General features: G+C 61.0%; 24 protein-coding genes and 1 other RNA gene. 17 read left to right on the top strand and 8 right to left on the bottom strand.

The window, feature by feature from the left end:
- Positions 1 to 45: 45 nt before the first annotated feature.
- Both nudC and FHT82_RS06245 read right to left on the bottom strand, forming a co-directional pair.
- On the bottom strand, positions 46 to 1,005 hold the full coding sequence (gene nudC / locus FHT82_RS06250) for an NAD(+) diphosphatase (RefSeq protein ID WP_183727470.1): 960 nt from the start codon (positions 1,003 to 1,005) through the stop codon (positions 46 to 48).
- Positions 1,002 to 1,412 (bottom strand): HIT family protein, encoded by a 411-nt coding sequence (locus FHT82_RS06245; protein WP_183727468.1) that lies wholly within the window; start codon positions 1,410 to 1,412, stop codon positions 1,002 to 1,004. Before FHT82_RS06245 ends, nudC begins: the two co-directional genes overlap by 4 nt.
- Before the next feature lie 89 nt (positions 1,413 to 1,501).
- Between FHT82_RS06245 and ffs the strand changes: the two genes are divergently transcribed.
- From ffs to FHT82_RS06225, 4 genes are all read left to right on the top strand, one after another.
- Positions 1,502 to 1,599, top strand: an RNA gene (gene ffs / locus FHT82_RS06240) — signal recognition particle sRNA small type.
- 44 nt (positions 1,600 to 1,643) lie between these two features.
- A complete protein-coding gene (locus FHT82_RS06235) occupies positions 1,644 to 3,512 on the top strand; it encodes a DNA polymerase III subunit gamma/tau (RefSeq protein WP_183727466.1) in 1,869 nt (622 codons plus the stop codon).
- Positions 3,513 to 3,531: 19 nt separating this feature from the next.
- Entirely contained in the window at positions 3,532 to 3,855 is a 324-nt protein-coding gene (locus tag FHT82_RS06230) for a YbaB/EbfC family nucleoid-associated protein (RefSeq protein WP_183727464.1), read from the top strand.
- Positions 3,856 to 3,908: 53 nt separating this feature from the next.
- Positions 3,909 to 4,520 carry a LysE family translocator gene (locus FHT82_RS06225; protein ID WP_183729137.1) on the top strand — a complete coding sequence of 204 codons (612 nt, stop codon included), beginning with the start codon at positions 3,909 to 3,911 and terminating at the stop codon, positions 4,518 to 4,520.
- A gap of 1 nt (position 4,521) precedes the next feature.
- Here the strand turns inward: FHT82_RS06225 and FHT82_RS06220 are convergent, their stop codons facing one another.
- The gene (locus tag FHT82_RS06220) at positions 4,522 to 5,139 is read right to left on the bottom strand and encodes an MOSC domain-containing protein (protein WP_183727462.1); all 618 of its coding nucleotides are present in this window, start codon (positions 5,137 to 5,139) and stop codon (positions 4,522 to 4,524) included.
- 57 nt (positions 5,140 to 5,196) lie between these two features.
- Here FHT82_RS06220 and recR point away from each other — a divergent pair, with 57 nt between their 5' ends.
- Positions 5,197 to 5,802 carry a recombination mediator RecR gene (gene recR / locus FHT82_RS06215; RefSeq protein WP_112542843.1) on the top strand — a complete coding sequence of 202 codons (606 nt, stop codon included), beginning with the start codon at positions 5,197 to 5,199 and terminating at the stop codon, positions 5,800 to 5,802.
- A gap of 173 nt (positions 5,803 to 5,975) precedes the next feature.
- On the top strand, positions 5,976 to 7,247 hold the full coding sequence (locus FHT82_RS06210) for a lytic murein transglycosylase (protein WP_183729134.1): 1,272 nt from the start codon (positions 5,976 to 5,978) through the stop codon (positions 7,245 to 7,247).
- Positions 7,248 to 7,269: 22 nt separating this feature from the next.
- Here the strand turns inward: FHT82_RS06210 and FHT82_RS06205 are convergent, their stop codons facing one another.
- Positions 7,270 to 8,901 (bottom strand): MFS transporter, encoded by a 1,632-nt coding sequence (locus tag FHT82_RS06205; protein ID WP_183727460.1) that lies wholly within the window; start codon positions 8,899 to 8,901, stop codon positions 7,270 to 7,272.
- 244 nt (positions 8,902 to 9,145) lie between these two features.
- Here FHT82_RS06205 and rimP point away from each other — a divergent pair, with 244 nt between their 5' ends.
- From rimP to FHT82_RS06155, 10 genes are all read left to right on the top strand, one after another.
- Positions 9,146 to 9,751 carry a ribosome maturation factor RimP gene (gene rimP, locus FHT82_RS06200; RefSeq protein ID WP_183727458.1) on the top strand — a complete coding sequence of 202 codons (606 nt, stop codon included), beginning with the start codon at positions 9,146 to 9,148 and terminating at the stop codon, positions 9,749 to 9,751.
- A 60-nt stretch (positions 9,752 to 9,811) separates the two neighbouring features.
- Positions 9,812 to 11,419 (top strand): transcription termination factor NusA, encoded by a 1,608-nt coding sequence (gene nusA / locus FHT82_RS06195; RefSeq protein WP_183727456.1) that lies wholly within the window; start codon positions 9,812 to 9,814, stop codon positions 11,417 to 11,419.
- The gene (locus tag FHT82_RS06190; RefSeq protein WP_183727454.1) at positions 11,419 to 12,105 is read left to right on the top strand and encodes an RNA-binding protein; all 687 of its coding nucleotides are present in this window, start codon (positions 11,419 to 11,421) and stop codon (positions 12,103 to 12,105) included. The genes nusA and FHT82_RS06190 overlap by 1 nt, the downstream gene beginning before the upstream one ends.
- Before the next feature lie 102 nt (positions 12,106 to 12,207).
- On the top strand, positions 12,208 to 14,973 hold the full coding sequence (gene infB, locus FHT82_RS06185) for a translation initiation factor IF-2 (protein ID WP_183727452.1): 2,766 nt from the start codon (positions 12,208 to 12,210) through the stop codon (positions 14,971 to 14,973).
- Between the two features lie 75 nt (positions 14,974 to 15,048).
- On the top strand, positions 15,049 to 15,450 hold the full coding sequence (gene rbfA, locus FHT82_RS06180; protein WP_183727450.1) for a 30S ribosome-binding factor RbfA: 402 nt from the start codon (positions 15,049 to 15,051) through the stop codon (positions 15,448 to 15,450).
- A gap of 12 nt (positions 15,451 to 15,462) precedes the next feature.
- Positions 15,463 to 16,395, top strand: a complete 933-nt coding sequence (gene truB / locus FHT82_RS06175) for a tRNA pseudouridine(55) synthase TruB (RefSeq protein WP_183727448.1) — start codon at positions 15,463 to 15,465, stop codon at positions 16,393 to 16,395.
- Between the two features lie 86 nt (positions 16,396 to 16,481).
- Positions 16,482 to 17,333: an alpha/beta hydrolase gene (locus tag FHT82_RS06170; protein ID WP_183727446.1), complete on the top strand. Its 852-nt coding sequence runs from the start codon at positions 16,482 to 16,484 to the stop codon at positions 17,331 to 17,333.
- A 150-nt stretch (positions 17,334 to 17,483) separates the two neighbouring features.
- Complete coding sequence (gene rpsO / locus FHT82_RS06165; protein WP_113428004.1) at positions 17,484 to 17,753, top strand: 30S ribosomal protein S15; 270 nt, start codon at positions 17,484 to 17,486, stop codon at positions 17,751 to 17,753.
- Between the two features lie 332 nt (positions 17,754 to 18,085).
- Complete coding sequence (pnp, locus tag FHT82_RS06160) at positions 18,086 to 20,236, top strand: polyribonucleotide nucleotidyltransferase (RefSeq protein WP_183727443.1); 2,151 nt, start codon at positions 18,086 to 18,088, stop codon at positions 20,234 to 20,236.
- Between the two features lie 133 nt (positions 20,237 to 20,369).
- Positions 20,370 to 21,386, top strand: coding sequence for a class I SAM-dependent methyltransferase (locus FHT82_RS06155; RefSeq protein ID WP_183727441.1), 1,017 nt, complete (start codon positions 20,370 to 20,372; stop codon positions 21,384 to 21,386).
- Positions 21,387 to 21,434: 48 nt separating this feature from the next.
- On the opposite strand, the gene fabI is transcribed toward FHT82_RS06155, so the two are convergent.
- Genes fabI through fabA form a run of 3 tightly spaced genes read right to left on the bottom strand, consistent with a single transcriptional unit; the run spans position 21,435 to position 24,041 of the window.
- Positions 21,435 to 22,241 carry an enoyl-ACP reductase FabI gene (fabI, locus tag FHT82_RS06150; protein WP_183727439.1) on the bottom strand — a complete coding sequence of 269 codons (807 nt, stop codon included), beginning with the start codon at positions 22,239 to 22,241 and terminating at the stop codon, positions 21,435 to 21,437.
- A gap of 5 nt (positions 22,242 to 22,246) precedes the next feature.
- Positions 22,247 to 23,479 (bottom strand): beta-ketoacyl-ACP synthase I, encoded by a 1,233-nt coding sequence (fabB, locus tag FHT82_RS06145; protein ID WP_183727437.1) that lies wholly within the window; start codon positions 23,477 to 23,479, stop codon positions 22,247 to 22,249.
- Between the two features lie 46 nt (positions 23,480 to 23,525).
- A complete protein-coding gene (gene fabA / locus FHT82_RS06140) occupies positions 23,526 to 24,041 on the bottom strand; it encodes a 3-hydroxyacyl-[acyl-carrier-protein] dehydratase FabA (RefSeq protein WP_007814145.1) in 516 nt (171 codons plus the stop codon).
- A gap of 303 nt (positions 24,042 to 24,344) precedes the next feature.
- Here fabA and irrA point away from each other — a divergent pair, with 303 nt between their 5' ends.
- Positions 24,345 to 24,764 (top strand): iron response transcriptional regulator IrrA, encoded by a 420-nt coding sequence (gene irrA / locus FHT82_RS06135; RefSeq protein WP_183727435.1) that lies wholly within the window; start codon positions 24,345 to 24,347, stop codon positions 24,762 to 24,764.
- Between the two features lie 2 nt (positions 24,765 to 24,766).
- On the opposite strand, the gene FHT82_RS06130 is transcribed toward irrA, so the two are convergent.
- Entirely contained in the window at positions 24,767 to 25,402 is a 636-nt protein-coding gene (locus tag FHT82_RS06130) for a trimeric intracellular cation channel family protein (protein ID WP_183727433.1), read from the bottom strand.
- Between the last annotated feature and the right edge of the window lie 57 nt (positions 25,403 to 25,459).

Genomic DNA, 25,459 nt, shown 5'->3' with positions numbered 1-25,459 from the left:
CAGGCCGGACCAGGTAACGATCATCCGTCCGCTCCGGCTTCTTGCTCACCGTTTCCACTCGACCCAATCGCGCATCAGTCGGTGGGCAATCGCGCCCTTCGGCGGCGATGCCTTGCCGTTGGCGCCAGGACGCTCCAGCATTTCGATGGTTTCCTCGCGGGTGAACCAGCGGCAATCCTCGAGCTCGGCCTCATCGCGGTGGATATCGCGCGACTTTGCCTCGGCATAACAGCCGATCATCAGCGAATGCGGCATCGGCCAGGGCTGAGAGGCATGATAACGGATGCGCCCGGTCCTGATGCCGGATTCTTCCAGCGTTTCACGGCGAACCGCATTTTCAATGGTCTCGCCAGGCTCCAGGAAGCCTGCCAGGCAGGAATACATGCCCGGCGCGAAATGCGGGCTGCGACCGAGCAGGCAGAGATCGCGCTCTTCATCGATCGTCAGCATGATGACCACGGGGTCGGTGCGCGGGAAGATCATGTGCTCGCAAGCGGTACAGACGCGCTTGTAGCCGCCGATATGGATTTCCATCCCCGAACCGCAGCGGCCACAGAAACGGTTGTCGCTGTTCCAGCGGATGAGGCTCGCAGCCTGCGCAAACTCGCCAAGCAAGATCTCATCGACCAGTTCGTCTCGGAAGAGCGAACGGCCGTCGACCGGCTTGTACTGACTCGCCATGTCCTCGACATCGACATCCACCGGCACGGCAAGGCGCGGCTCACCGGTCTTGCGATAGCCGAGCAGCACGGTCTCGTCCCAGTTCGGCTTCAGCTCCTGCAGCTCGTAGCGGGCAAAGAGCGGATCGAGCACCTGGCCGTCATGCTTCAAAACCAACTTGTCCTTGGCGAAGGCGAAGATATGCGTCCCTTCACGGGCAAGCGCCTTCTCGACCGAGCCTTCGTCGCGATGTTCGCTGTCTCGGTTCAGGTCGTTGGCGGCAAAGGCGGTGAGATTGCTGGGTTCCGGATGCGGCACATCCGAATCGAAAAGCGAATGACTCATGGTGAAAGGGCTTCCCGCAGCTTTGCTATGAATTCGTTTCTTGTTCCGTCCTCGTAAGGCTCGGCCTTGCCAAAACCCCAGACAGGCCCCGGCCAGTTCGCATCGCCTTCGGAACGCGCAATGATATGAACATGAAGCTGGCGGACGATATTGCCAAGTGCCCCGACATTGATTTTTGTCGCACCGGTGACCTTCTTGAGCGCAGCAGAGACGAGCTCGATCTCAAAAGTGAGCAGCACCTGATCGAGCGGAGTCAGCTCGAAGATCTCCGTGATCTCTGCCCGACGCGGCACCAGGATCAGCCAGGGCCAGCGAGCATCCTTCGACAGCCTGATATCGCACAGGCCGATCACCATGATGCTGGTGCTGTCGTTTTCGAGCCTGGGGTCGAGCACGAAATCGCTCAAGGGCATTCTCCTCATGTTTTCCAATGGACTAGCAGTTTTTTTGGAGCTTGGCTTGCTTTTGATGACGTTTTTGCCGATATGTGCATCCGGGAGGTTGGTGGTGGACGAGCCACTCGCCAACCGGGTCAGGTCCGGAAGGAAGCAGCCCTAACGAGCCCCGGCACGGGTCATCGTGCCAGCCTCCCACCTTCTCTTCCAAGAAGCCCGGCATTTTCGGGCACAAGCAGGGCGATGAGCGACACCGAGCGACAATCACAAGATGCCGCCTCGACGGGCACCGGATACCGGGTGCTGGCACGCAAATACCGCCCCAAGGATTTTACGGACCTGATGGTCGGCCAGGAGCCGATGGTCCGCACGCTCACTAACGCCTTCGAGACGGGCCGCATTGCGCAGGCCTATATGCTGACCGGCGTTCGCGGTGTGGGCAAGACGACGACGGCGCGCATCCTTGCGCGGGCGCTGAACTACAAGACGGCCGATATCGACAAGCCGACGATCGACCTTCGCGTGCCCGGCGAACATTGCCAGGCGATCATGGAAGGCCGCCATGTCGACGTGATCGAGATGGATGCCGCCTCGCATACCGGCATCGACGACATCAGAGAGATCATCGAGCAGGTGCGCTATCGGCCGGTTTCGGCGCGCTTCAAAGTCTATATCATCGACGAAGTGCACATGCTTTCGACGGCAGCCTTCAACGGGCTCTTGAAGACGCTCGAAGAGCCGCCGGAGCATGTGAAGTTCATTTTCGCCACGACGGAAATCCGCAAGGTTCCGATTACCGTTCTCTCGCGCTGCCAGCGCTTCGACCTGCGCCGTATCAGCGCGTCCGATCTCGTCGGCCTGTTTTCGACCATCGCCGCCAAGGAAGGCATCGAGGCGGAGCCGGATGCGCTGGCGATGATCGCGCGCGCTGCGGAAGGTTCGGCCCGCGACGGCCTGTCGCTGATGGACCAGGCGATCGCCCATGGCGGCGGCGTGGTACAGGCGGAGGCTGTGCGCGGCATGCTCGGCCTTGCCGACCGCGCCCGCATCGTCGACCTATTCCAGCATATCGTGCGCGGCGATGTCGCAAGCGCGCTCAATGAGTTCCAGAGCCAGTACGAGGCCGGGGCCAACCCGGTCGTGGTGCTGACGGATCTCGCCGATTTCACGCATCTGGTGACCCGGCTGAAATATGTGCCTGATGCGGCAAACGACCCCTCGCTCAGCGAAGTGGAGCGCACCAAGGCAGTGGAATTCGCGCAAGGGGTTGCCGTCACCACGCTCTCGCGCATCTGGCAGATGCTGCTGAAGGGCATTCCGGAAACGGAAAACTCTTCCCGTACGGCAGGTGCCGCCGAGATGGTGTTGATCCGGCTGGCGCATGCGGCGCATCTGCCAGCGCCGGAAGACGCGGCGCGGCGGCTAGCGGAATTTTCCAATGAAGGCGGTGGGCCACGACCGTCCTCGCCCGTGCCTTCGGGCAATGGCGGCGGCACGCGCGTTCCCTACCAGACAAATGTGCAGGCGCGGGCTCCGGAACCTGCTCCGCGGCCGCAACCATCAGGACCGACCGCCATGTTACGTGCGGTGCCCAATCCGGAGCCGCAGAATATCGGCCGGGTCGAGACGAAGCCGGCGGAAGCGCCGAAACCCCTGGTACCGGTCAATTCGATCAGCGATATCGTCGACCTCGCTGCCGAAAAACGCGACGTCAAGCTGAAGGCATTGGTGCGCAACTTCGTGCGGCCGGTGCGCATCGAGCCCGGCCGACTGGACGTAAACCTCACCGAAGGCGCACCAGGCACATTGCTCAACGAGCTTGCCGTCAAGCTCAAGGAATGGACCGGAATCCACTGGATCGTCAGCACCAGCCGCGAAGAAGGCGGGCCGACGATGGTGGAGGCGGAAGCCAAGGCGCAGGAACAGCGCGTCAGCGATGCACGTCAGGATCCTGATGTCGCTGCAATCCTCGCCCAGTTTCCGGGCGCCAAGATCATCGACGTGCGCGTGCGAGCGCCGACACCGGACGAGGAAGCGGAGGAGGTCAAGCCGCCTGCCGTCGCCGAATCCGAAGAGGGCGATATCCTGCCCGGCGACGATATAGAATTCTGATTTCAAGAAGGAGAAGACGATGCGCGACATCATGGGCATGATGGGCAAAGTCAAGGAAATGCAGGCCAAGATGGAGCAGATGCAGGCGGAAATCGCCGAACTGACCGCCGAAGGCAAGGCTGGCGGCGGGCTCGTCACCGCCATCATCTCCGGCAAGGGCGAACTGAAGAGCCTGAAGATCGATCCTTCGCTCTTCAAGGAAGACGACGTCGAAATCCTCGAAGACCTGATCGTTGCCGCTCACAAGGACGCCAAGGACAAGGCGGAAGCCATCGCCGCCGAAAAGACCAAGGCGCTGACGGCCGGCCTGCCGATCCCGCCCGGTTTCAAGCTGCCGTTCTGATTTTGGCGACTGGTCCGGTAATCGCCTAGCCCCGGAAGAGGAGACGGGCAATGATGACGGTAACGACACTGCTGGTTTTCGCCGGCGCTCTTTTTATTGCCGCGGGGACGCCGGGGCCGAGCGTTGCGGCGCTGGTCGCCCGCGTTATCTCGAAAGGCGCGCGTGACGTGCTGCCTTTCTTATTCGGTATGTGGGCTGGAGATGCGATCTGGCTCACCTGTGCCATTGCCGGCCTGTCGGCGATCGCCGAAAGCTTCTACCACGTCTTCGTCGTCATCAAGTGGCTCGGCGTGCTCTATCTCCTCTATCTCGCCTGGCGCATGTGGTTTGCCAAAGCCGATGTCGAGGAAGAAGAGTTGCCGCAGGAACGCTCACGTGGGCGTATGTTCCTGACCGGCCTGGCTATTGCGCTCGGCAATCCAAAGATCATGATGTTCTACGTGGCACTTCTGCCGTCGATCATCGACATCCCCTCGGTGTCGCTCGCCGGTTGGACCGAACTCGTCGTCACGCTGTTCATCGTTCTCGCTATTGTCGATTTCAGCTGGATGTTCCTTGCCGCAAAGGCTCGCGGTTTCCTGAAGAGCCGGCGCGCAGTGCGGATCGCCAACCGGGTAAGCGCGGGAACGATGGCGGGGGCTGCCGTCACCATCGCCGTGCGCTGAACTATTGCTGTGCTTCCAGCTCAGCTCGCAGCTTGTAATGAACGGGCGCTGCCAGATAGCGCTCGCGGTCTGCGGCTGAAAGCCGCCGTCCGAAGGTCTCCATCATTTCCGGCATCGTGACTGGGTCGCCCGGAAATGGCTCATACTCGACCGGCATTCCGGCTTCCACGATCCCATCGGCGATCACACGGCAATAAATGCCGGGACGTGCCGCCTTGGTATAGCGCTTGACGAATTTCGGATCGTTCATCCTTGCTGCGAAGGTGGCGCAGGGAATGCGGCAGGACGTTACTTCAAGGATCAGTTCGCCGGCGATAAAGCGGTCGCCAACGGCGACATCTCGGTTATCCAACCCCTCAATGACAAGGTTTTCACCGAAGGTGCCGGGCTCGACGGGATGTCCGAATTCCTTCGCCCACCAGTCGAGGCTGATCGAACCCTCCAGATAGACGGCCTGATCGATGCCGCCGTGATGTTTCCTATTGCAGATGGCATCACCGACGAGACCTTCGGCATCGATCATGACGCCGCCGCTGACGGCATGCTTGAAAATACCAGTCTTGTAGTTTTTTCCAGGCAGCCTTTCGGCTGCGCCGCGACAGACGGCGAGGATTTTCATTGGCGCAGCGATCCTTCGGCGATTCCGTTTTCGTTCCATATCAGTTAAGAACGGCGCATGGCAAAGCGAGTCACCGGCCCCGAAATTGAAAAACTGATCCAGCTTCTGGCGAAAGTGCCGGGCCTTGGGCCACGCTCGGCGCGACGGGCGGCACTGCATCTGATCAAGAAGAAGGACCAGCTTCTCGGTCCGCTGTCGCATGCGATGGGCGAGGCCTATGACAAGGTCAAGATCTGCTCGCGCTGCGGCAATGTCGATACCGTCGATCCCTGTACCGTCTGCACCGATGCGCAGCGCGACCAGTCCGTCATCATCGTCGTCGAGGATGTCTCCGACCTCTGGGCGCTGGAGCGCGCCGGTGCACTGAACGCCGCCTATCACGTACTCGGCGGCACGCTCTCTCCGCTCGATGGCGTCGGGCCTGACGACCTCAATATCCGGGGGTTGATCAATCGCGTCGGCGAAGGGGGCATCAAGGAGATCATTATCGCTGTGAATGCGACTGTCGAGGGACAGACGACGGCGCACTACATCACCGACCAGCTTGCCGATCTCAATGTGAAGATCACGCGGCTGGCGCATGGCGTGCCCGTGGGGGGTGAGCTCGACTATCTCGACGAGGGTACGCTGTCGGCGGCACTTCGAGCGCGGACGGCAATATGAGGGACCTGAGGATGTGGCGACTTACCCCCCTCTGCCCTGCCGGGCATCTCCCCCACAAGGAGGGAGATCACGAGCGGCTCGGGTCTCCCTCCTCACGAACGGCTTACCCCGTCGAGACGTCGAAAGCTGGCGAAGAATGGCGCGCCCAGCCAATCTCCCCACCTGTGGGGGAGATGCCCGGCAGGGCAGGGGGGGGTATTTTGCGGCGGCTGCGGATATTGGCATTCGTTTTGGCAACCGCACTTCTCCCCCTCCCCTCTTACGCAGCGCCTTCGAAAGCCGATGTAGAAGCGCAATTCGAAAAATGGGTGCAGGCCGATCTCTGGCCGGACGCGAAGAAGAACGGCATATCGGAAAAAACCTTCCGCGCCGCTTTTGCCGGCGTCGAACTGAACTGGACCCTGGCCGATCTCGCTCCTCCCGGCTTTCCGCCGCCGAAAGAGCAGAAGCAGACCCAGGCCGAATTTTCCTCGCCCGGTCCCTATTTCAACGAGGATCGGTTGAAGCGGCTTGCCATGACCGGACGTGGCCTTGCCTCGCAATATGCCTCGACGCTCAGCCGCATTGAAAAGACCTATGGGGTGCCGGGCTCAATCGTGCTGGCAATCTGGGGACGCGAGACCGGCTTCGGCGCGGCGAAGATACCCAATTCGGCGGTCGAGATTTTAGCGACCAAGGCGTTCATGTCGACGCGCAAGGACATGTTCCGCATGGAGCTGATCGCTGCGCTGCATATTCTCGACGGCGGCGACGTGACCCCTGCAGACTTCAAGGGATCGTCGGCGGGCGCGCTTGGCCAGCCGCAATTCATGCCGACGAGCTATCTGAAATATGCCATCGATTTCGATGGTGACGGACATCGCAACATCTGGACCTCGGTTCCCGATACGCTCGCTTCGATTGCCAATTTCCTCGTGAAAAAGGGCTGGCAGCGTGACCGAGACTGGGGGTTCGAGGTGACGATCCCGCAAGCCGTCTCCTGCGCACAGGAAGGGCCTGATCTTGCCAAGCCGCTCTCCCACTGGGCGTCACTCGACATCAAACGTATTTCCGGCAAGGGCTTTCCATCCGGAGAGTTGAAGGCACAGGGCATGATGCTGGTGCCGGCCGGGCGCGACGGGCCGGAATTCATCGTCACGCCAAACTTTTACATCATCAAGGAATATAACAACTCCGACCTCTATGCCCTCTATATCGGCAACCTTGCCGACCGCATCGCCTTCGGTTCCGGAGCCTTCCAGGGACAATGGGGCGATGTCGGCAAGATGCTGCGCTCGGATGTCGCCACGATGCAGAAGGCGCTGGAACGGCAGGGTTACGATGTCGGCGGTTCGGACGGATTGCCGGGCTACAAGACGCGACGCTCAATCGGCCAATGGCAGGAAAAGAACGGCATGAAGCCCACATGCTTTCCCGAGGCATCGATGAAAGGCAAGCTGAGGTGACAGCTGACGTGCATGCCTGACCTCAATGATGCAGATCGATCGGCGCCTTGTGAAAGACGTCATCGACCGGCGGTATGGCCTGTCGCTCGATCATGCGATGAACATGCGGCAGACCGTCGCCGCGGTGCAAGGCGCGAAGCCGGTCGGTATTTTCGGCATCGGCCTGTGTGCGGCGCTGATTGTGCCTGATATATTCGACCCAGGTCGGCGTGTGATAGGTTTCCGTCCAGAGGCCGGGATTTTCAAGATCGCGCATCAGCGCCCAGTTGCGGGCGCCGTCGCGGATACGGATGCGGCGGCGCTCTTCCATCAGCGTCATGAATTCGGCCAAGTCCTCATCGGCAATCTGGTAATATACTTGGATGACGATCGGGCCGCTGCGTGGCGTGATATCGAGGCCGAGAGCCGGCTCGATAAAGCGGTTCAGCGGATCGAGATTGAGCGAGGCGAAAGCCGGCATGGAAAAGCGTAGGCCGATCAGGACTCCAAACAGCAGGACCGCAGCCGACATCAGCAGGGCGTTCGAAAGACCATACCGGTCGGCGGCAATACCCCAGAGCCAGCTTCCGCCGGCAATGCCGCCGAAGGTGACGGTCTGGTAAAGCGACAAAGCGCGGCCGACCACCCAGCGCGGCGTCGAAAGCTGGACGATGATGTTGAAGAGCGAAAGTGCCGAAACCCAGCAGGCACCGGCTACGAGCAGCCCGGCCGAGGTGAGCACGGCACTTGGGCTGAGAGCTGCGATCACAGCGCTGAATGCAAAGCCTGAAAAGGCCAAGCGGATGATCGTCTCGCTGGAGAACATCTCGCGCAGCCTGGTGCTCAGGATGGCACCGCCGATCGCGCCAATGCCGAAGGCGCCGAGCATGAAACCATAGGTCAGCGGCCCGCCAGAGACGAGATCGAGCGCGACGACAGGCAGCAGCGCTTGGATAGAACTCGCGCCGATACCGAATACCAGTCCTCTCAGGAGGATCTTTTCGAGGTTGGGCGACATGGAGACATAGCGCATGCCGGCAAAAATGGCGCTGCCGAGTGTTTCGCGCGGCAGTGTCGAAGCAGGCGTGCTCGGCCGCCAGCGGAACAGCACGTAGAGGAGCGCAACGTAGCTCAAAGCGTTCACTGCAAAGGCCGCGGCCGCACCGGCGGCCGCCACGATGGCGCCGCCGATCGCCGGACCGACGCTGCGGGTTATATTGAAACCCATACTGTTCAGCGTGACCGCGTCCGGCAAATCGGCACGCGGCACCATGTCGCCAACCGAGGCCTGCCAGGAGGGATTGTTGAGCGCCGTACCGCAGCCGATGAGAAACGTGAAGAAGAGAAGCAATCCGGGTGTAACCCAGCCGAGGATAGCGCAGGCGGTCAACAGGATCGAGACCACGAGCATCGCGGATTGCGCCGTCAGCATGATCCGGCGCCGATCATAATTGTCGGCGAGAGCACCCGAGATCAACGAGAAGAGCATGATCGGCAGCGCCGTCGAGGTCTGGACCAGCGCAACCATATCCTCCGACGAAGTGATGACCGTCATCATCCAGGCGGCACCGACGGCCTGGATCAGGCCGCCGAAATTCGAGGCGAGGCTTGCAAACCAGATGGTGCGGTAGGTCTCATGCCGCAAAGGCGCAAATGTCGATGATGTATAGGCCACGTTCCCCCGCTTTTATCGTTATGCCTCAACAGCAATATATGCAGAAGACAAATGCTCGCCATAGGTTAGCTCGCACTTGCGAGAGCGGAAGAGGCGGAATCGCCTCCGACCTTGCAATTTCTAAAAAACGGGACTATATGGCACTCAAATTCTTGATCGTACGATGAAGAGTGGGCCGCAAGGACCCGCTCTTTTTTATTAGCGCGATCACCCCGAATGCCAGAAATCGCAGGGAGCGCACCGCTTGTCGGATCTGACAAACGCAGACAATCAACATGAGCCACGGCTGATCACCGAGACCGGGCTTGACCAGCGTCTTGCCGACATTATCGAACCAGTCCTCGTCGACATCGGTTTCCGCCTCATTCGCGTCCGCATGCTCAACCAGAATGGCATGACGATGCAGGTCATGGCCGAAAAGAACGATGGCACGATGACCGTCGAGGACTGCGAACAGGTCTCCATGGCGATTTCTCCGGTCCTCGATGTGGAAGATCCGATCGATAAAGAGTATCATCTCGAAGTGTCTTCGCCGGGCATCGACCGCCCTCTGGTGCGGAAGTCTGATTTCGTCCGCTGGCAAGGTCACCTCGTAAAGTGCGAAACGTCGATCATGATCGGCAATCGCAAACGCTTCCGCGGCAAGATCGTCGAAGCGGACGCCGATGGGTTCACGATCGAACGCGATCAGGTTGCCTACGGCGAAGAGCAGAAGGTCACCATCCCCTTCACGGCGCTCAGCGATGCCAAACTCATTCTGACCGACGATCTGATCCGCGATGCACTGCGCGCCGACAAGCTGGCAAAGGCACAGGCTGCGAACCAGAACGAAGCGGGCGACGAAGAATAACCGATCAACGTAAGCTCCAGGGACGGGAACCCGGGTAGTCAAGGACGGAGAAACAGAACAATGGCAGTCAGTGCAAACCGGCTCGAACTTCTGCAGATCGCAGATGCAGTGGCGCGCGAAAAGGTCATCGACCGCGAGATCGTGCTTGCCGCGATGGCCGATGCCATCCAGAAGGCGGCACGTTCCCGTTACGGTACCGAATCCAATATCCGCGCCGACATCAACCCGAAGACCGGCGAAATCCGTCTGCAGCGTCTGCTCGAAGTCGTCGAGAAGGCCGAGGACTACTCTACGCAGATCCCGCTGGAGCTCGCCCGCGACCGCAACCCGGACGCCGCCATCGGCGACTTCATCGCCGATCCGCTGCCGCCGATGGATTTCGGCCGTATCGCCGCACAGTCGGCCAAGCAGGTGATCGTGCAGAAGGTGCGCGAAGCCGAGCGTGACCGCCAGTTCGACGAATTCAAGGACCGCGTCGGCGAAATCGTCAACGGCACGGTTAAGCGCGTCGAATACGGCAACGTCATCGTCGACCTCGGTCGCGGCGAAGGCATCATCCGCCGTGACGAAATGATCCCGCGCGAGAATGTCCGCTATGGCGATCGCGTTCGTGCATACGTATATGATGTCCGCCGCGAGCAGCGCGGTCCGCAGATTTTCCTGTCGCGTACGCATCCGCAGTTCATGGTGAAGCTCTTCACCATGGAAGTGCCGGAAATTTACGACGGCATCATCCAGGTGAAGTCGGTTGCCCGCGATCCGGGTTCTCGCGCCAAGATCGCAGTGATCTCGAACGACTCGTCCATCGATCCGGTCGGCGCCTGCGTCGGTATGCGCGGTTCGCGCGTCCAGGCCGTCGTTGGAGAACTCCAGGGCGAGAAGATCGACATCATTCCCTGGTCGCAGGATCCGGCGACCTTTGTCGTCAACGCCCTGCAGCCGGCTGAAGTCGCCAAGGTCGTTCTCGATGAGGATGCAGAGCGCATCGAAGTGGTCGTTCCGGACGAGCAGCTTTCGCTCGCCATCGGCCGCCGCGGTCAGAATGTTCGCCTCGCCTCGCAGCTGACCGGCTGGGACATCGACATCATGACGGAAGCCGAAGAGTCCGAGCGCCGTCAGAAGGAATTCAACGAGCGCACCAATCTTTTCATGGACGCGCTCGACGTCGACGAGATGGTCGGCCAGGTCCTTGCTTCGGAAGGCTTCGCCGCCGTCGAAGAACTGGCCTATGTCGATCTGGACGAAATTTCCTCGATCGACGGTTTCGACGAAGACACCGCGCAGGAAATCCAGACCCGTGCCCGCGAGTTCCTGGAGAAGCTCGAAGCCGAGATGGACGAAAAGCGCAAGGCCCTCGGCGTTTCCGACGAGCTGCGCCAGATCGACGGCATAACCGCCCAGATGATGGTCGCGCTCGGCGAGGACGGCATCAAGACGATCGAAGACTTCGCAGGCTGCGCAGCCGACGACCTCGTGGGCTGGACCGAACGCAAGAATGGCGAGACGAAGAAGTTCGAGGGTCTATTCTCGAAGTTCGACATTTCGCGTGTCGAAGCCGAACAGATGGTCGTGCAGGCCCGCCTGCTCGCCGGCTGGATCACCGAGGAAGACCTTGCAAAGGACGCGGAGGCTGTTGAAGCCGATGCTGCTGCCGAGCAGGACGCATAATGACACCGACGCCGGACACATCTCCTGAGGACGATGATCTCGAAGGTTACGACGTGAACGGCCGCATGTGCATCGCAACACGCGAAAGCGGATCGCCGGACGAGCTGATCCGCTTCGTGGCCGCCCCTGACGGGACGGTGGTGCCCGACCTGAAGCGCGAGCTGCCGGGACGCGGTTGCTGGGTGAAGATCGACCGGTCGCTGGTCGAGAGAGCGGTGGCGAAGAAGCTCTTCGCCCGCGCGCTCAAGGCCGATGTGAAGGCCGCCGAGGACCTCGGCGAGCGTGTTGAGCGGCTGTTTTTGCAGCAGCTCCTGCAGATGATGAACATGGCGCGCAAGGCGGGCCAGCTCGTCACCGGCTCAGCCAAGGTGGATGCCGCAATCCGCAGCGGGGCTGCGCTTGCGGTGTTCCATTCGACGGATGCGGCCGCCGATGGCGTGAGAAAAATCGACCAGGCCCGCAAGGCCTGGCACCTCGGAATGGAAACCGAGGAAGAAATACCTTCTTTCCGTCTCTTCTCGGAGAGCGAAATGGAAGGGGTGATGGGCCAGAATGCTTTTATCCATGCCGCAGTGCTTGCAGGGCAGGCAGGTGAGGGTGTAGTGAAGCGCGCAAAGATGCTCGAACAGTACCGTAACGGCGGTCAGTCCCGGGCACCGGGCGGCGCTGGCCAGCAAAAACAATGATGCGGTCACCGGCGGAAGCCGGCCCCAATATCATTGACCGATTGTATGTGATTGACAGGGTGTGATGGTCTCATCGTTCCCTGTCCGAAGGAACGGGAACGAATGACCGACAGCAACGACGACAAGACACTCAGCGTAACGGGGAAGAAAACCCTCACCTTGAAACCATCAGGGATGAGCCAGGGTACCGTTCGCCAGGATATGGGTCGCGGTCGCACCAAGGCGGTCGTCGTCGAGACCCGCAAACGGCGCCCGATGCGCCCTGAAGACGAAAAGCCGATGACGCCTGCTCCCGCAGCTCCGGTGCGCGCGCCCGAACCGGCGCCGGCGCCCTTGCAGGCTCGCCCGCCGCAGCCGGCTCCGGCCCCGCGTATTCAACAACCCGGCGGCCAGAACAACCAGCGCCCGCAGCAGACCAACCAGCGTCCGCAGCAAGCCTACCAGACGCCGCGCCAGCAGGATCGTCCGCGCCCCGTGGTGCTGAACCATCTTTCGCCTGAGGAAATGGACGCCCGCCGCCGCGCGCTTGCCGAAGCGCAGGTCCGTGACGCACAGGACGCCATCCGTCGCGCCGAGGAAGAAGAGCGCCGTGCCGTCGAAGAGGCAGCACGTCAGGCTGCCGAAGCGGAAGAGGCCAAGCTGCGCGCTGCCGAAGAGGCAGCACGCCAGGCCGAGGCCGCAGCAACAGCCGTGGCCGAAGCACCGGTACCTGCCGCTCCTGCAGCGGAAGCGCGAGTTGAAACTCCGCGTCCGCAGCAACCCGCATCCGCACCGGCCGCTCGCCGTCCGGAAACCGCTCCGTCGCCCTCAACCGCCCGGCCTGCGCCAGGTGCACCGGCAGGCGTTCGTGGTCGCCGGAGTGACGGCGAAGACGAGGAACGCGGTGCTTCGCGCGGCGGTCCGGTCCGCGGCCGCCCGGTTCGTCCGGAGCCCGCAAAGCCCGTGACAACCCGCCCGAAGAGTGAGGAAGACCGCCGCCGCGGCAAGCTGACCGTGACGACTGCAGACGTCGACGACGACGGCAACGCACGCGGGCGTTCGCTTTCGGCCATGCGCCGCCGGCAGGAAAAATTCCGCCGCAGCCAGATGCAGGAAACGCGCGAGAAGATCTCCCGCGAAGTCGTTCTGCCCGAAACCATCACCATCCAGGAACTGTCGCAGCGCATGTCGGAACGTGCCGTTGACGTCATCAAGTACCTGATGAAGGAAGGCCAGATGATGAAGCCGGGCGACGTCATCGACGCCGACCTCGCTGAACTCATCGCCGGTGAATTCGGCCATACGGTCAGGCGTGTATCCGAATCCGACGTCGAACTCGGCATCTTCAACGTGTCCGACGAACAGGACGAACTGGTTTCGCGTCCGCCTGTCGTCACCATCATGGGCCACGTCGACCACGGCAAGACCTCGCTGCTCGACGCTATCCGCCATGCCAACGTGGTCGCCGGCGAAGCCGGTGGCATCACGCAGCATATCGGCGCCTATCAGGTGGAGCAGAACGGCCAGAAGATCACGTTCATCGACACTCCCGGCCACGCCGCCTTTACGGCGATGCGTGCCCGCGGGGCGCAGGCCACCGACATCGCGATCCTGGTGGTCGCGGCTGACGACAGCGTGATGCCGCAGACGATCGAATCGATCAACCACGCCAAGGCGGCCGGTGTTCCGATCATCGTGGCGATCAACAAGGTCGACAAGCACGAGGCCGATCCGCAGAAGGTTCGTAACCAACTTCTGCAGCACGAAGTCTTCGTGGAATCCATGGGTGGTGAAGTGCTCGACGTCGAAGTTTCGGCCAAGACCGGCAAGAACCTCGACAAGCTGCTCGAGGCAATCCTGCTGCAGGCCGAAATTCTCGACCTCAAGGCCAATCCGAACCGGACGGCTGAAGGCACGGTTATCGAAGCCCAGCTCGACCGCGGTCGCGGTGCGGTTGCGACGGTGCTTGTCCAGAAGGGCACGCTGCGTCCGGGCCAGATCATCGTTGCCGGCGACGTCTGGGGCCGCGTACGCGCCCTGGTGACCGACAAGGGCGACCATGTGAAGGAAGCCGGTCCGGCGACCCCGGTCGAAGTTCTCGGTCTTTCCGGCACGCCACAGGCAGGCGACAAGTTTGCCGTCGTCGAGAACGAAAGCCGCGCCCGCGAAATCTCGGAATATCGTCAGCGTCTTGCCCGCGACAAGGCGGCTGCCCGCCTGTCGGGACAGCGCGGTTCGCTGGAACAGATGATGACGCAGCTCCAGGCCACGGGCGTCAAGGAGTTCCCGCTGGTGATCAAGGGCGACGTGCAGGGCTCAATCGAAGCCATTGCCGGCGCGCTGGAAAAGCTCGGCACCGACGAGGTTCGTGCCCGCATCGTTCATTCGGGCGCAGGCGGCATCACCGAGTCCGACATCTCGCTTGCAGAAGCATCGAACGCTGCCATCATCGGCTTCAACGTTCGTGCAAATACGCAGGCACGCCAGTTCGCCGAGCGCGAGGGTATCGAGATCCGCTACTACAACATCATCTACGACCTCGTGGATGACGTGAAGGCAGCGATGTCGGGTCTTCTTTCGCCGGAGCGCCGCGAGACCTTCATCGGCAATGCCGAGATCCTGGAAGTGTTCAACATTACCAAGGTCGGCAAGGTCGCAGGTTGCCGCGTCGTCGAAGGCAAGGTCGAGCGTGGCGCGGGCGTCCGCCTCATCCGCGACAACGTCGTCGTGCACGAAGGCAAGCTCAAGACACTCAAGCGCTTCAAGGACGAAGTCGCCGAAGTGCCGATGGGTCAGGAGTGCGGCATGGCCTTCGAGAACTACGAAGATATGCGTGTCGGCGACGTCATCGAGTGCTTCCGCGTCGAGCACATCACGCGCACGCTCTGATCGGGCCACGATTGAAATCTTGGGCGGGCGCCGGATGATCCAGTCCGGCGCCCGATCCTTTTGGGATAAAGAACAATGGCAACAAGACCCACAACCTCGGCACCATCGCAGCGCATGCTGCGCGTCGGCGAGCAGGTTCGCGCAGCGATCACTCAGGTGCTGCAGCGTGGCGAAGTCCGCAACGACATCATCGAAGCGACCGTAATTTCGATCTCCGAAGTGCGCATGTCGCCCGACCTCAAGATCGCGACAGCCTATGTGACGCCGCTCGGCGTTTCCGACCACACGATCGTCATCGACGCGCTGAACCGCAACGCGAAGTTCATCCGTGGCCGGCTCGGCCCGCAGCTCCGGCAGATGAAATACATGCCGGAAGTTCGCTTCCGCGACGATACCAGCTTCGACAACTACAAGAAGATCGATGACCTGCTGCGCTCGCCCGAGGTGAGCCGCGATCTCGACAATGACGACGAATAACAGAAGACGCCGATGTCCAAACCACGCAAACCCAAGGGCCGCCCGATTTCCGGCTGGCTGATCCTCGACAAGCCGATGGATTTCGGCTCGACGGAAGCCGTTTCCAAGATCAAGTGGCTCTTCAAGGCGCAGAAATGCGGCCATGCCGGCACGCTCGACCCGCTTGCTTCGGGCATGCTGCCGATCGCGCTCGGCGATGCCACAAAGACCGTTCCCTACGTGATGGACGGCCGCAAGATCTACGAATTCACTGTCAGTTGGGGCGAAGAGCGGGCGACCGACGACCTCGAGGGCGAGGTTACGCAGAGCTCCGACAAGCGCCCGAGCGAGCAGCAGATCCGCGATATCCTGCCTGCCTATATCGGCACGATCAGCCAGGTTCCGCCGCAGTTTTCCGCCATCAAGATCGCAGGGGAACGCGCCTACGATCTGGCACGCGACGGCGAGGCGGTCGAGATACCTTCGCGCGAAGTCGCGGTTCATCGTCTGACGCTTCTTGCCTGCCCGGATGCCGATACGGCGCATTTCGAGGTGGAATGCGGCAAGGGTACCTATGTGCGGGCGCTTGCCCGCGATTTCGGCCGCGAACTCGGCTGCTACGGTCATATTTCCGGCCTGCGCCGTACCTTCGTAGCACCTTTCGCCGAAGAGACGATGGTGCCGCTTGCAAAACTCACCGCGCTTGAAGAGATCGAGGACATGGATGAGCGCCTTGCCGCGCTCGACGCCCTGCTGATCGACACCTGCAAAGCGCTATCGGCCCTGCCGCACCTTGTTATCAGCGACGACCAGGCGCACCGGCTGAAGATGGGCAATCCGATCCTGGTGCGTGGCCGCGATGCACCGGTTGCCGAAAGCGAAGCCTATGCGACGGCACGCGGCAGGCTGATCGCGATCGGCGAGATCGGACAGGGCGAATTCCGGCCGAAGCGCGTTTTCGGCTGACCACCGAAAAACAGCGGCAATTGTCAGAAGGCAGAGATGCGATATGTTTCCCGACGGGCCACGACGGCCCGTCAAAGGGGAAGAATATGCGCAGAATTGCATTGGGAATACTGACGTTCTTTTCGCTGTTCCTCACGATTACGATCGCTCAATCCGCCGAGCGCTGGGCCGAACTTCCGGCCTTTCCTCCCATGCCGGCGCCGAAAGCGAGCGGCATGGCCGATGTCAACGACATCAAAATGTATTACGCCGAATATGGCGAGGGCGACCCGATCCTCTTCATCCATGGCGGGCTTGGAAATGCCGATGTCTGGGGCCACCAGGTCGCCGATTTCGCTAGAGATCACCTCGTCATCGTTGCCGACAGCCGCGGGCATGGACGCTCCACCCGCAGCCAGCAGCCCTTCGGCTATGACCTGATGACATCGGATTATGCAGCACTTCTCGACTATCTGAAGATCGGCAAGGTGACGCTGGTCGGCTGGTCGGACGGCGGCATCATCGGCATCGACATGGCGATGAAACATCCTGAAAAGCTGACGCGCGTCATCGCCCAGGCGGCAAACGTGACCACCGACGGCGTGAAGTCCGACGTCATGAGCAACAGGACCTTCAACGACTACATCAATGTCGCCGGCGAATATTACAGGAAGCTGTCGCCGACGCCGAACGAATACGACGCTTTCGTCACCCAGATCTCGGAGATGTGGGCGACACAGCCCGCCTGGACGACAGCCGACCTCAGAAAGATCACAGTGCCGGTCACGCTCGCGATCGGCGATCATGACGAGGCCGTAAAGCTCGACCACACGGAATTGATGGCGAAGGAAATTCCGGGCGCAAAGCTCATCATCCTGAAGGACGCCAGCCATTTCGCCATGCTGCAGGATCCCGAGGGATATGACACCATGATCCGGGATGCCATGGCGGGCCGCTGAAACCGCTGCGGGAGACCCCTCTTTCCATCGCTGCTTATTTGGTTTATAGGCAGCGCCAGCATTGGGCTATCCCAATTGCATTCGCGGCCAAGGCTGGACGACATCCCGGCTTTTGGCGACTTAAACTCCTCTCAACGAAAGGATTGTCCGATGTCGATCACTGCTGAGCGCAAGGCTGCGCTGATCAAGGAATATGCGACCGCCGAAGGCGATACCGGTTCTCCGGAAGTACAGGTTGCGATCCTCACCGAGCGCATCAACAACCTGACCGAACACTTCAAGGACCACAAGAAGGATAACCATTCCCGCCGTGGTCTGCTGACGCTCGTTTCCAGCCGCCGCTCGCTTCTTGACTACCTCAAGAAGAAGGACGAAGGCCGCTACACCAAGCTGATTACCGGCCTGGGTATCCGCCGCTAATGATTTTCCGGCGGGCGAAGCTCTTTGCCCGCCGGATGCTTTTTCGGGAGTGCGTCTCCCGGTGACATTTTCCAGGCGCGCGCTATCTGCGTGATGGAAATACGGCAGACCCGGATGGGCCGGTTCTGCCAGACCAACCGTTGACCTGTCATGGGGCAGGATTGCCGGATGCTTTCGGCCAGAGTTTCGCAAGAGCTTTGGCCCGGTTTCCCAAAGGAAATCGTCCGCCCGAAGCTTCCCGTTGTCTTGCCCGTGATACGTCACACTGATTGCGGACGACCCTGCGCTGCTCCTGATGGAGAAGGCGCACTGGCCGCATTGAAGGACAAGACATGTTCGATACACATAAAGTAGAAATCGAGTGGGCAGGCCGCCCGCTCAAGCTCGAGACCGGCAAGATCGCCCGTCAGGCTGACGGCGCCGTACTCGCCACTTATGGCGAAACCGTCGTTCTCGCGACCGTCGTTTCCGCCAAGGCTCCGAAGCCCGGCCAGGACTTCTTCCCGCTGACGGTCAATTATCAGGAAAAGACCTATGCGGCCGGCAAGATCCCCGGCGGCTACTTCAAGCGCGAAGGCCGTCCGAGCGAAAACGAAACCCTCGTTTCCCGCCTCATCGACCGTCCGATCCGCCCGCTCTTCCCGGAGGGTTACAAGAACGACACGCAGGTCGTCGTCACCGTCATCCAGCACGACCTCGAGAACAACCCGGACATCCTGTCCATGGTCGCGACCTCCGCTGCTCTGACGCTGTCAGGCGTTCCCTTCATGGGTCCGGTCGGCGGCGCACGCGTCGGCTACATCAATGGCGAATACGTTCTCAACCCGCATCTCGACGAGATGGATGAATCGAGCCTCGACCTCGTCGTTGCCGGTACCTACGATGCCGTCCTGATGGTCGAATCCGAAGCCAAGGAACTTCCGGAAGACGTCATGCTCGGCGCCGTCATGTTCGGCCACAAGGGCTTCCAGCCGGTTCTCGACGCAATCATCAAGCTCGCGGAAGTTGCCGCCAAGGAGCCGCGTGACTTCCAGCCGGAAGACTACTCCGCTCTCGAATCCGAAATGCTCGGCCTTGCCGAAGGTGAACTTCGCGAAGCCTACAAGATCACCCAGAAGGCCGACCGCTACGCAGCCGTCGACGCCGTGAAGGCCAAGGTGAAGGCGCACTTCCTCCCCGAAGAAGGCGAAGCCCGCTACACGGCCGAAGAAGTCGGCGCGATCTTCAAGCACCTGCAGGCCAAGATCGTCCGCTGGAACATTCTCGACACCAAGAGCCGCATCGACGGTCGCGACCTCGAAACCGTTCGTCCGATTGTTTCGGAAGTCGGTCTTCTGCCGCGCACGCATGGTTCGGCGCTCTTCACGCGCGGTGAAACGCAGGCGATCGTGGTTGCCACCCTCGGCACCGGCGAAGACGAGCAGTATGTCGATTCCCTGACGGGCATGTACAAAGAGCGCTTCCTGCTCCATTACAACTTCCCTCCCTACTCGGTTGGCGAAACCGGCCGTATGGGTTCCCCGGGTCGCCGTGAAATCGGCCATGGCAAGCTCGCATGGCGCGCCATCCGTCCGATGCTGCCGTCGGCCGAACAGTTCCCCTACACGCTGCGGGTCGTCTCCGAGATCACCGAGTCGAACGGCTCGTCCTCGATGGCTACTGTCTGCGGCACCTCGCTGGCGCTGATGGATGCAGGTGTACCGCTCGCCAAGCCGGTTGCGGGTATCGCCATGGGTCTTATCCTGGAAGGCGATCGTTTCGCCGTCCTCTCCGACATTCTCGGTGACGAAGATCACCTCGGCGACATGGACTTCAAGGTTGCAGGTACCGCCGATGGCATCACCTCGCTGCAGATGGACATCAAGATCGCCGGTATCACCGAAGAGATCATGAAGGTCGCCCTTGGCCAGGCCCAGGGTGGTCGCGCCCACATTCTCGGCGAAATGGCGAAGGCCATCACCGAAAGCCGCGGCCAGCTCGGCGAATTCGCTCCGCGCATCGAAGTCATGAACATTCCGGTCGACAAGATCCGCGAAGTCATCGGCTCCGGCGGCAAGGTCATCCGCGAAATCGTCGAAAAGACCGGCGCGAAGATCAACATCGAGGACGACGGCACCGTCAAGATCGCCTCCTCCTCGGGCAAGGAAATCGAAGCGGCCCGCAAGTGGATCCACTCGATCGTCGCCGAGCCGGAAATCGGCCAGATCTACGAAGGCACTGTTGTCAAGACCGCTGACTTCGGCGCCTTCGTCAACTTCTTCGGCGCTCGCGACGGTCTCGTGCACATCTCGCAGCTTGCTTCCGAGCGCGTCGCCAAGACCCAGGATGTCGTCAAGGAAGGCGACAAGGTCTGGGTCAAGCTGCTCGGCTTCGACGAGCGCGGCAAGGTTCGCCTGTCCATGAAGGTTGTCGACCAGGCCACCGGCCAGGAAATCCCGGCTGCCGAAAAGGGCGACAAGAAGAAGGAAGAAGCGGCCGAATAAGCCGCGTCTCCTCCTCTGATATCCGGGCGCGGGACTATTTCCGCGCCCTTTTTGTATTCGACCTTTGCGCAATTGCGGACGGAGAACCGCTGCGCATTTTTCCTGGAATTGCTCCAGATGACGGGACCAGACCATGAGCCGCGAAACGCTTAAAACCCTCTTCCATCCCTTTGTCAGCGAAACGGTAGCATCGCCCGGCGAAGGCGAGCGCGTGCTTTTCCTTGGCGCAGAGGCAGGCTTTGCGCTGCCCGAGGGCTTTGCCGCATCCCTGGATGCCGTACAGGGCTTCAAGCCGCTCTACAGGCAGCTTCTGGCGCAGCGCATCGAGGCCAAGCCGGAGATCGAAGGTGAGGATTATGATGCGGCGCTGGTGCTCTGCACCAAACACAAGGGCGAGAACGAGGCGAATATCGCCGCTGCTCTTTCCCGCGTGAAGGCCGGCGGCCTGATCCTTGTCGCCGGCGGCAAGGAAGATGGCATCCAGCCGCTGCGCAAGCGTGTGGAGAGCTTCGGCCTCGATACCGAACACATGCCGAAATATCATGGCGTCGCCTTCTGGTTCGGGCGGCCGGCCGATGTCAGCGAGATCGTCTCGAAGTTCGGAAAATCGCCGGTACGCGTCGAGGGCCGCTTCATCGCCTCGCCCGGCATGTTCTCGCACGATCGGCTCGATGCCGGTTCACAGCTTCTCGCCTCGCGCCTGCCGACCGATTTTACCGGCGATGCGGCCGATTTCGGCGCCGGCTGGGGCTATCTTTCCGTCGAGCTGGCACAGAAATCACCGAACCTTGCCCGCCTCGACCTCTACGAAGCCAACTACGAGGCCCTGGAGGCCGCCAAGGCCAATCTGGCGGAGAACTGCCCGGACGCGCCTGTGCGCTTCTTCTGGCACGATCTGGCGGGCGAGCAGGTGCGGGACAAATACGATCTCGTCATCATGAACCCGCCCTTCCATGAGGGTCACGCGGCTGAGCCTTCGCTTGGCCAGGCAATGATCAAGACGGCGGCCTCTTCGCTGCGCGGCGGCGGGCGCCTGATGCTGGTCGCCAATCGCGGCTTGCCCTATGAACCGGTGCTTGCGGACCATTTCAAGGATAGCGGCGAGACCTGCCGTAACGCCCGCTTCAAGGTCTTGTGGGCACGGAAATGAAAAAGGCGGCCACGTGGCCGCCTTCTTCATTTGAAGCCTATCCAAGCCTTACTCGACGTCTGCCTTGCGCAGCGTCTCCAGCGTCGGCATGGAGGTGATGTTGTAACCGGCATCGACGAAGTGAATTTCGCCGGTCACGCCCGTCGAGAGATCCGAAAGCAGATACAGCGCGGAGCTGCCGACCTGATCGATGGTGACGGTCTTGCGCAGCGGGGCATTGCGCTGGTTCCACGACAGGATGGCGCGCGCGTCCGAAATGCCGGCGCCGGCGAGCGTTCGGATCGGGCCTGCGGAAATGGCATTGACGCGGATGCCGCGCGGACCGTAATCAGCCGCCAGATAGCGCACGGAGGCTTCCAGAGCGGCCTTGGCGACGCCCATGACATTGTAGTTCGGGATGACGCGCGTGGAGCCGTTATAGGTCAGCGTCAGCATCGTGCCGCCATCTTCCATCAGCGGTGCACAGCGCTTGGCGATCTCCGTGAAGGAGAAACAGGAAATGACCATGGTGCGGCTGAAATTTTCGCGCGTGGTATCGGCGTAGAGACCCTTCAGCTCGTTCTTGTCGGAAAAGCCGATGGCGTGGACGATGAAATCGAGCTTGCCCCAGCGCTCCTTGATCGTGTCGATGACCGTATCGACCGAAGCGATATCTTCAACATCGCAGGGCAGCAGAAAATCAGAACCGAGTTCGGCTGCAAGCGGCTTGACGCGCTTTCCAAGGGCATCGCCCTGGAAGGTAAAAGCGAGTTCTGCGCCCTGTGCAGCGAGCGCCTTTGAAATCCCCCAGGCGATCGAATGGTTGTTTGCGACGCCCATGATGAGGCCGCGCTTACCCTGCATGATTCCGGTCATTGTTATTATCCGTTGTAGCGCTGGAATACGAGCGTGGCGTTGGTGCCGCCGAAGCCGAAAGAGTTGGAGAGAGCAATATCAATTTTGGCATTGTCGATGCGCTTGCGGACGATCGGCACGCCTTCAAATTCCGGGTCGAGTTCAGTGATGTGCGCGCTTTCGCCGATGAAACCTTCCTGCATCATCAGCAGCGAATAGATCGATTCCTGCACACCGGCAGCACCGAGCGAGTGGCCCGTCAGCGACTTGGTGGACTGGATATGCGGAATCTTGTCGCCAAAGACCTCGCGGATGGCGCCGATTTCCTTGCTGTCGCCGACCGGCGTCGAGGTGCCGTGCGTATTGATATAATCGACGTCGCCCTTCACGGTCGCCAGCGCCTGACGCATGCAGCGGATAGCACCTTCGCCCGAAGGAGCGACCATGTCATAGCCGTCCGAGGTCGCACCGTAGCCGATGATCTCGGCATAAATCTTGGCGCCACGTGCCTTGGCGTGTTCCAGCTCCTCGAGGACGAGGACGCCCGCACCGCCCGCGATAACGAAGCCGTCACGGCTGACGTCATAGGCGCGCGAGGCCGTGTCCGGCGTATCGTTGTACTTGGAAGACATGGCGCCCATCGCGTCGAAGAGGTTCGACATCGTCCAGTCGAGGTCTTCGTGGCCGCCTGCAAACATCATGTCCTGCTTGCCCCACTGGATCATTTCCACGGCATTGCCAATGCAGTGCGCGGAGGTCGAGCAGGCAGACGAGATCGAATAGTTGACACCATGGATCTTGAACCAGGTGGCAAGCGTTGCGGAAGCGGTGGATGACATGGCCTTCGGTACGGCGAAGGGACCGATGCGCTTCGGGCTGTTGTTCTTGACGGTGATCTCGGCCGCCTCGATGAGCGTGCGCGTAGACGGACCGCCGGAGCCCATGATGATGCCGACGCGCTCGTTTTCGCTGTATTCCTTGTCTTCCAGACCGGAATCGGCGATCGCCTGCTTCATGGCGACGTGGTTCCAGGCGCCGCCCTGAGACAGGAAGCGCATGGCACGGCGATCGACCAGTTCGGCGAGCTTGTCGGCGCCGAGCTTGGGACTGCCCCAAACCTGGCACTTGAAGCCGTGTTCGGCGAAATCGCTGGAGAAGGAAATACCCGACTTTGCCTGCCGCAAGGATTCGGTGACTTCGGCCGCGTCGTTTCCGATCGAAGACACGACACCCAGACCCGTGACAACTACCCGTCTCATCTGATCAAACCCTTGTTGTTTTCGTGAGCCGCTCGAAATGTGGTTTTCAGGCCGTCTTGTCTTTCGAGAGACCGACGCGAAGATCGGTCGCCTGATAAATGGTTTCGCCATCCGCCTTCAGCCAGCCATCGGCAGTGCCGAGCACCAGACGGCCACGCATGACGCGCTTGAAGTCGATACCGTATTCAATCAGCTTCGTGTGCGGGCGGACCATGCCCTTGAACTTTACTTCGCCGGTCGAGAGCGCCATGCCGCGGCCCTGTTCACCGAGCCAACCCAGGTAGAAGCCGGTCAACTGCCACATGCCGTCAAGGCCGAGGCAGCCCGGCATGATCGGATTGCCTTCGAAATGGCAGGGGAAATACCAGTCGTCAGGGCGAACATCGTATTCGGCCCGCAGATAGCCCTTGTCGAAGGCGCCGCCCGTTTCAGAGATATCCGTGATCCGATGAACCATCAGCATGGGCGGCAAAGGCAGCTGCGCATTGCCAGGCCCGAACAACTCACCATGTGCGCAGGCGATAAGTTCTTCGTACGAGTAGCTGGACTGTCTGGTCGTCATAAATCTCTGTTTCCCCCCGCGTTCTTGGCGATGGATGTGTGTCTTTAGTCCAAGTTCACCAGAAAATGAAGCGCAAGCATGGCGGCTTCATTTCTTGGTTCCGGACCGGGCCTGAGCCAGTATTTGGTGGTCGCATACAGGAAGGCCAAGGCCGCGACCAGACCTAATTGCGTGAAAAGCCTGTTTTTGCGGCCTTTCGAAGGCTCTTGTCCCCATTGAACTATTGAAAGGCTTTTGCGCAAAAGTTATATCGCTTTGAACAAACATGATTGCTTTTCGCCAGAATAACCGGAGTTGGTGTCAATGACGGGTGAAGCCCCGATCGCCATTGAGGTAAGGCTGCGCAGCGCAGGCCTGCGTCCCACCCGCCAGCGCGTTGCGCTTGGCGATCTCCTGTTCGCCAAGGGAGACCGGCATTTGACCGTCGAGGAACTGCACGAGGAGGCTGTTGCTGCCGGCGTACCGGTTTCGCTCGCGACGGTTTACAATACGCTGCACCAGTTCACCGAAGCCGGCATGATCCGTGTCCTCGCCGTCGAGAGCGCCAAGACCTATTTCGACACCAATGTCTCCGACCACCATCACTTTTTCGTCGAAGGCGAAAACGAGGTGCTCGATATTCCGATCAGCAATCTGACCATCGACAATCTGCCGCCGCCGCCCGAAGGCATGGAAATTGCTCATGTCGACGTGGTGATCCGCCTGCGGCAGAAGCAGATCTGATATCACATTACATCATCGGGATGCCGGCCGGGTCGGTGCTTGTAGGTCGGGAATGTCCAGCCGAACCACAGGGCTCCGCCACGCACTGCAAAGGCCGCCAAGACACCGCAAGCCGACGCGATATATATCTCAGCGCCTAGCGCATTGACGCTGGTAAAGACACCGGATCCCACGAGAGCCGCCGTCACGTAGATTTCCGGGCGCAGCAGCACGGATGGTTCGTTTGCCAGGAGATCGCGCAGGATGCCGCCGAAAGTCGCCGTCAGGGCGCCGGTGACAATGGCGATCGTCGGCGAGCCGGTGGCGGCCAGCCCTTTGGCGGCGCCGAGCACACAATAGGCGGCAAGGCCGACCGCATCGAGCCAGATCAGCAGGCGATAGCGCGATTCCAGGAGATGGGCGGTAAAGAAGACGACGACACCGGCAATGCAGCAGATGACGATATAGAACGGGTTCAACACCCAGAAGACCGGCACGCGGCCGAGAATGATATCGCGCACCGTGCCGCCGCCCGTCCCCGTTACGATCGCGAAAAACAGGAAGCCTATCAGGTCGAGCTGCTTGCGCGAGGCGGCCAGCGCGCCGGTTGCGGCAAAGAGGGCAATGCCGGCGTAATCGAGATAGACGAGCAATGACATCGAAGCCTCCAAACCGGCGAACGAGGCACACTGAATCATCGCGGCAAGGGCGGCGCA

This window comes from Rhizobium sp. BK275 (genome assembly GCF_014193555.1).
Lineage (GTDB): Bacteria > Pseudomonadota > Alphaproteobacteria > Rhizobiales > Rhizobiaceae > Rhizobium.
The sequence above is the reverse complement of the archived record's forward strand: the minus strand, read 5'-3'. Positions and strand labels throughout refer to the sequence as shown.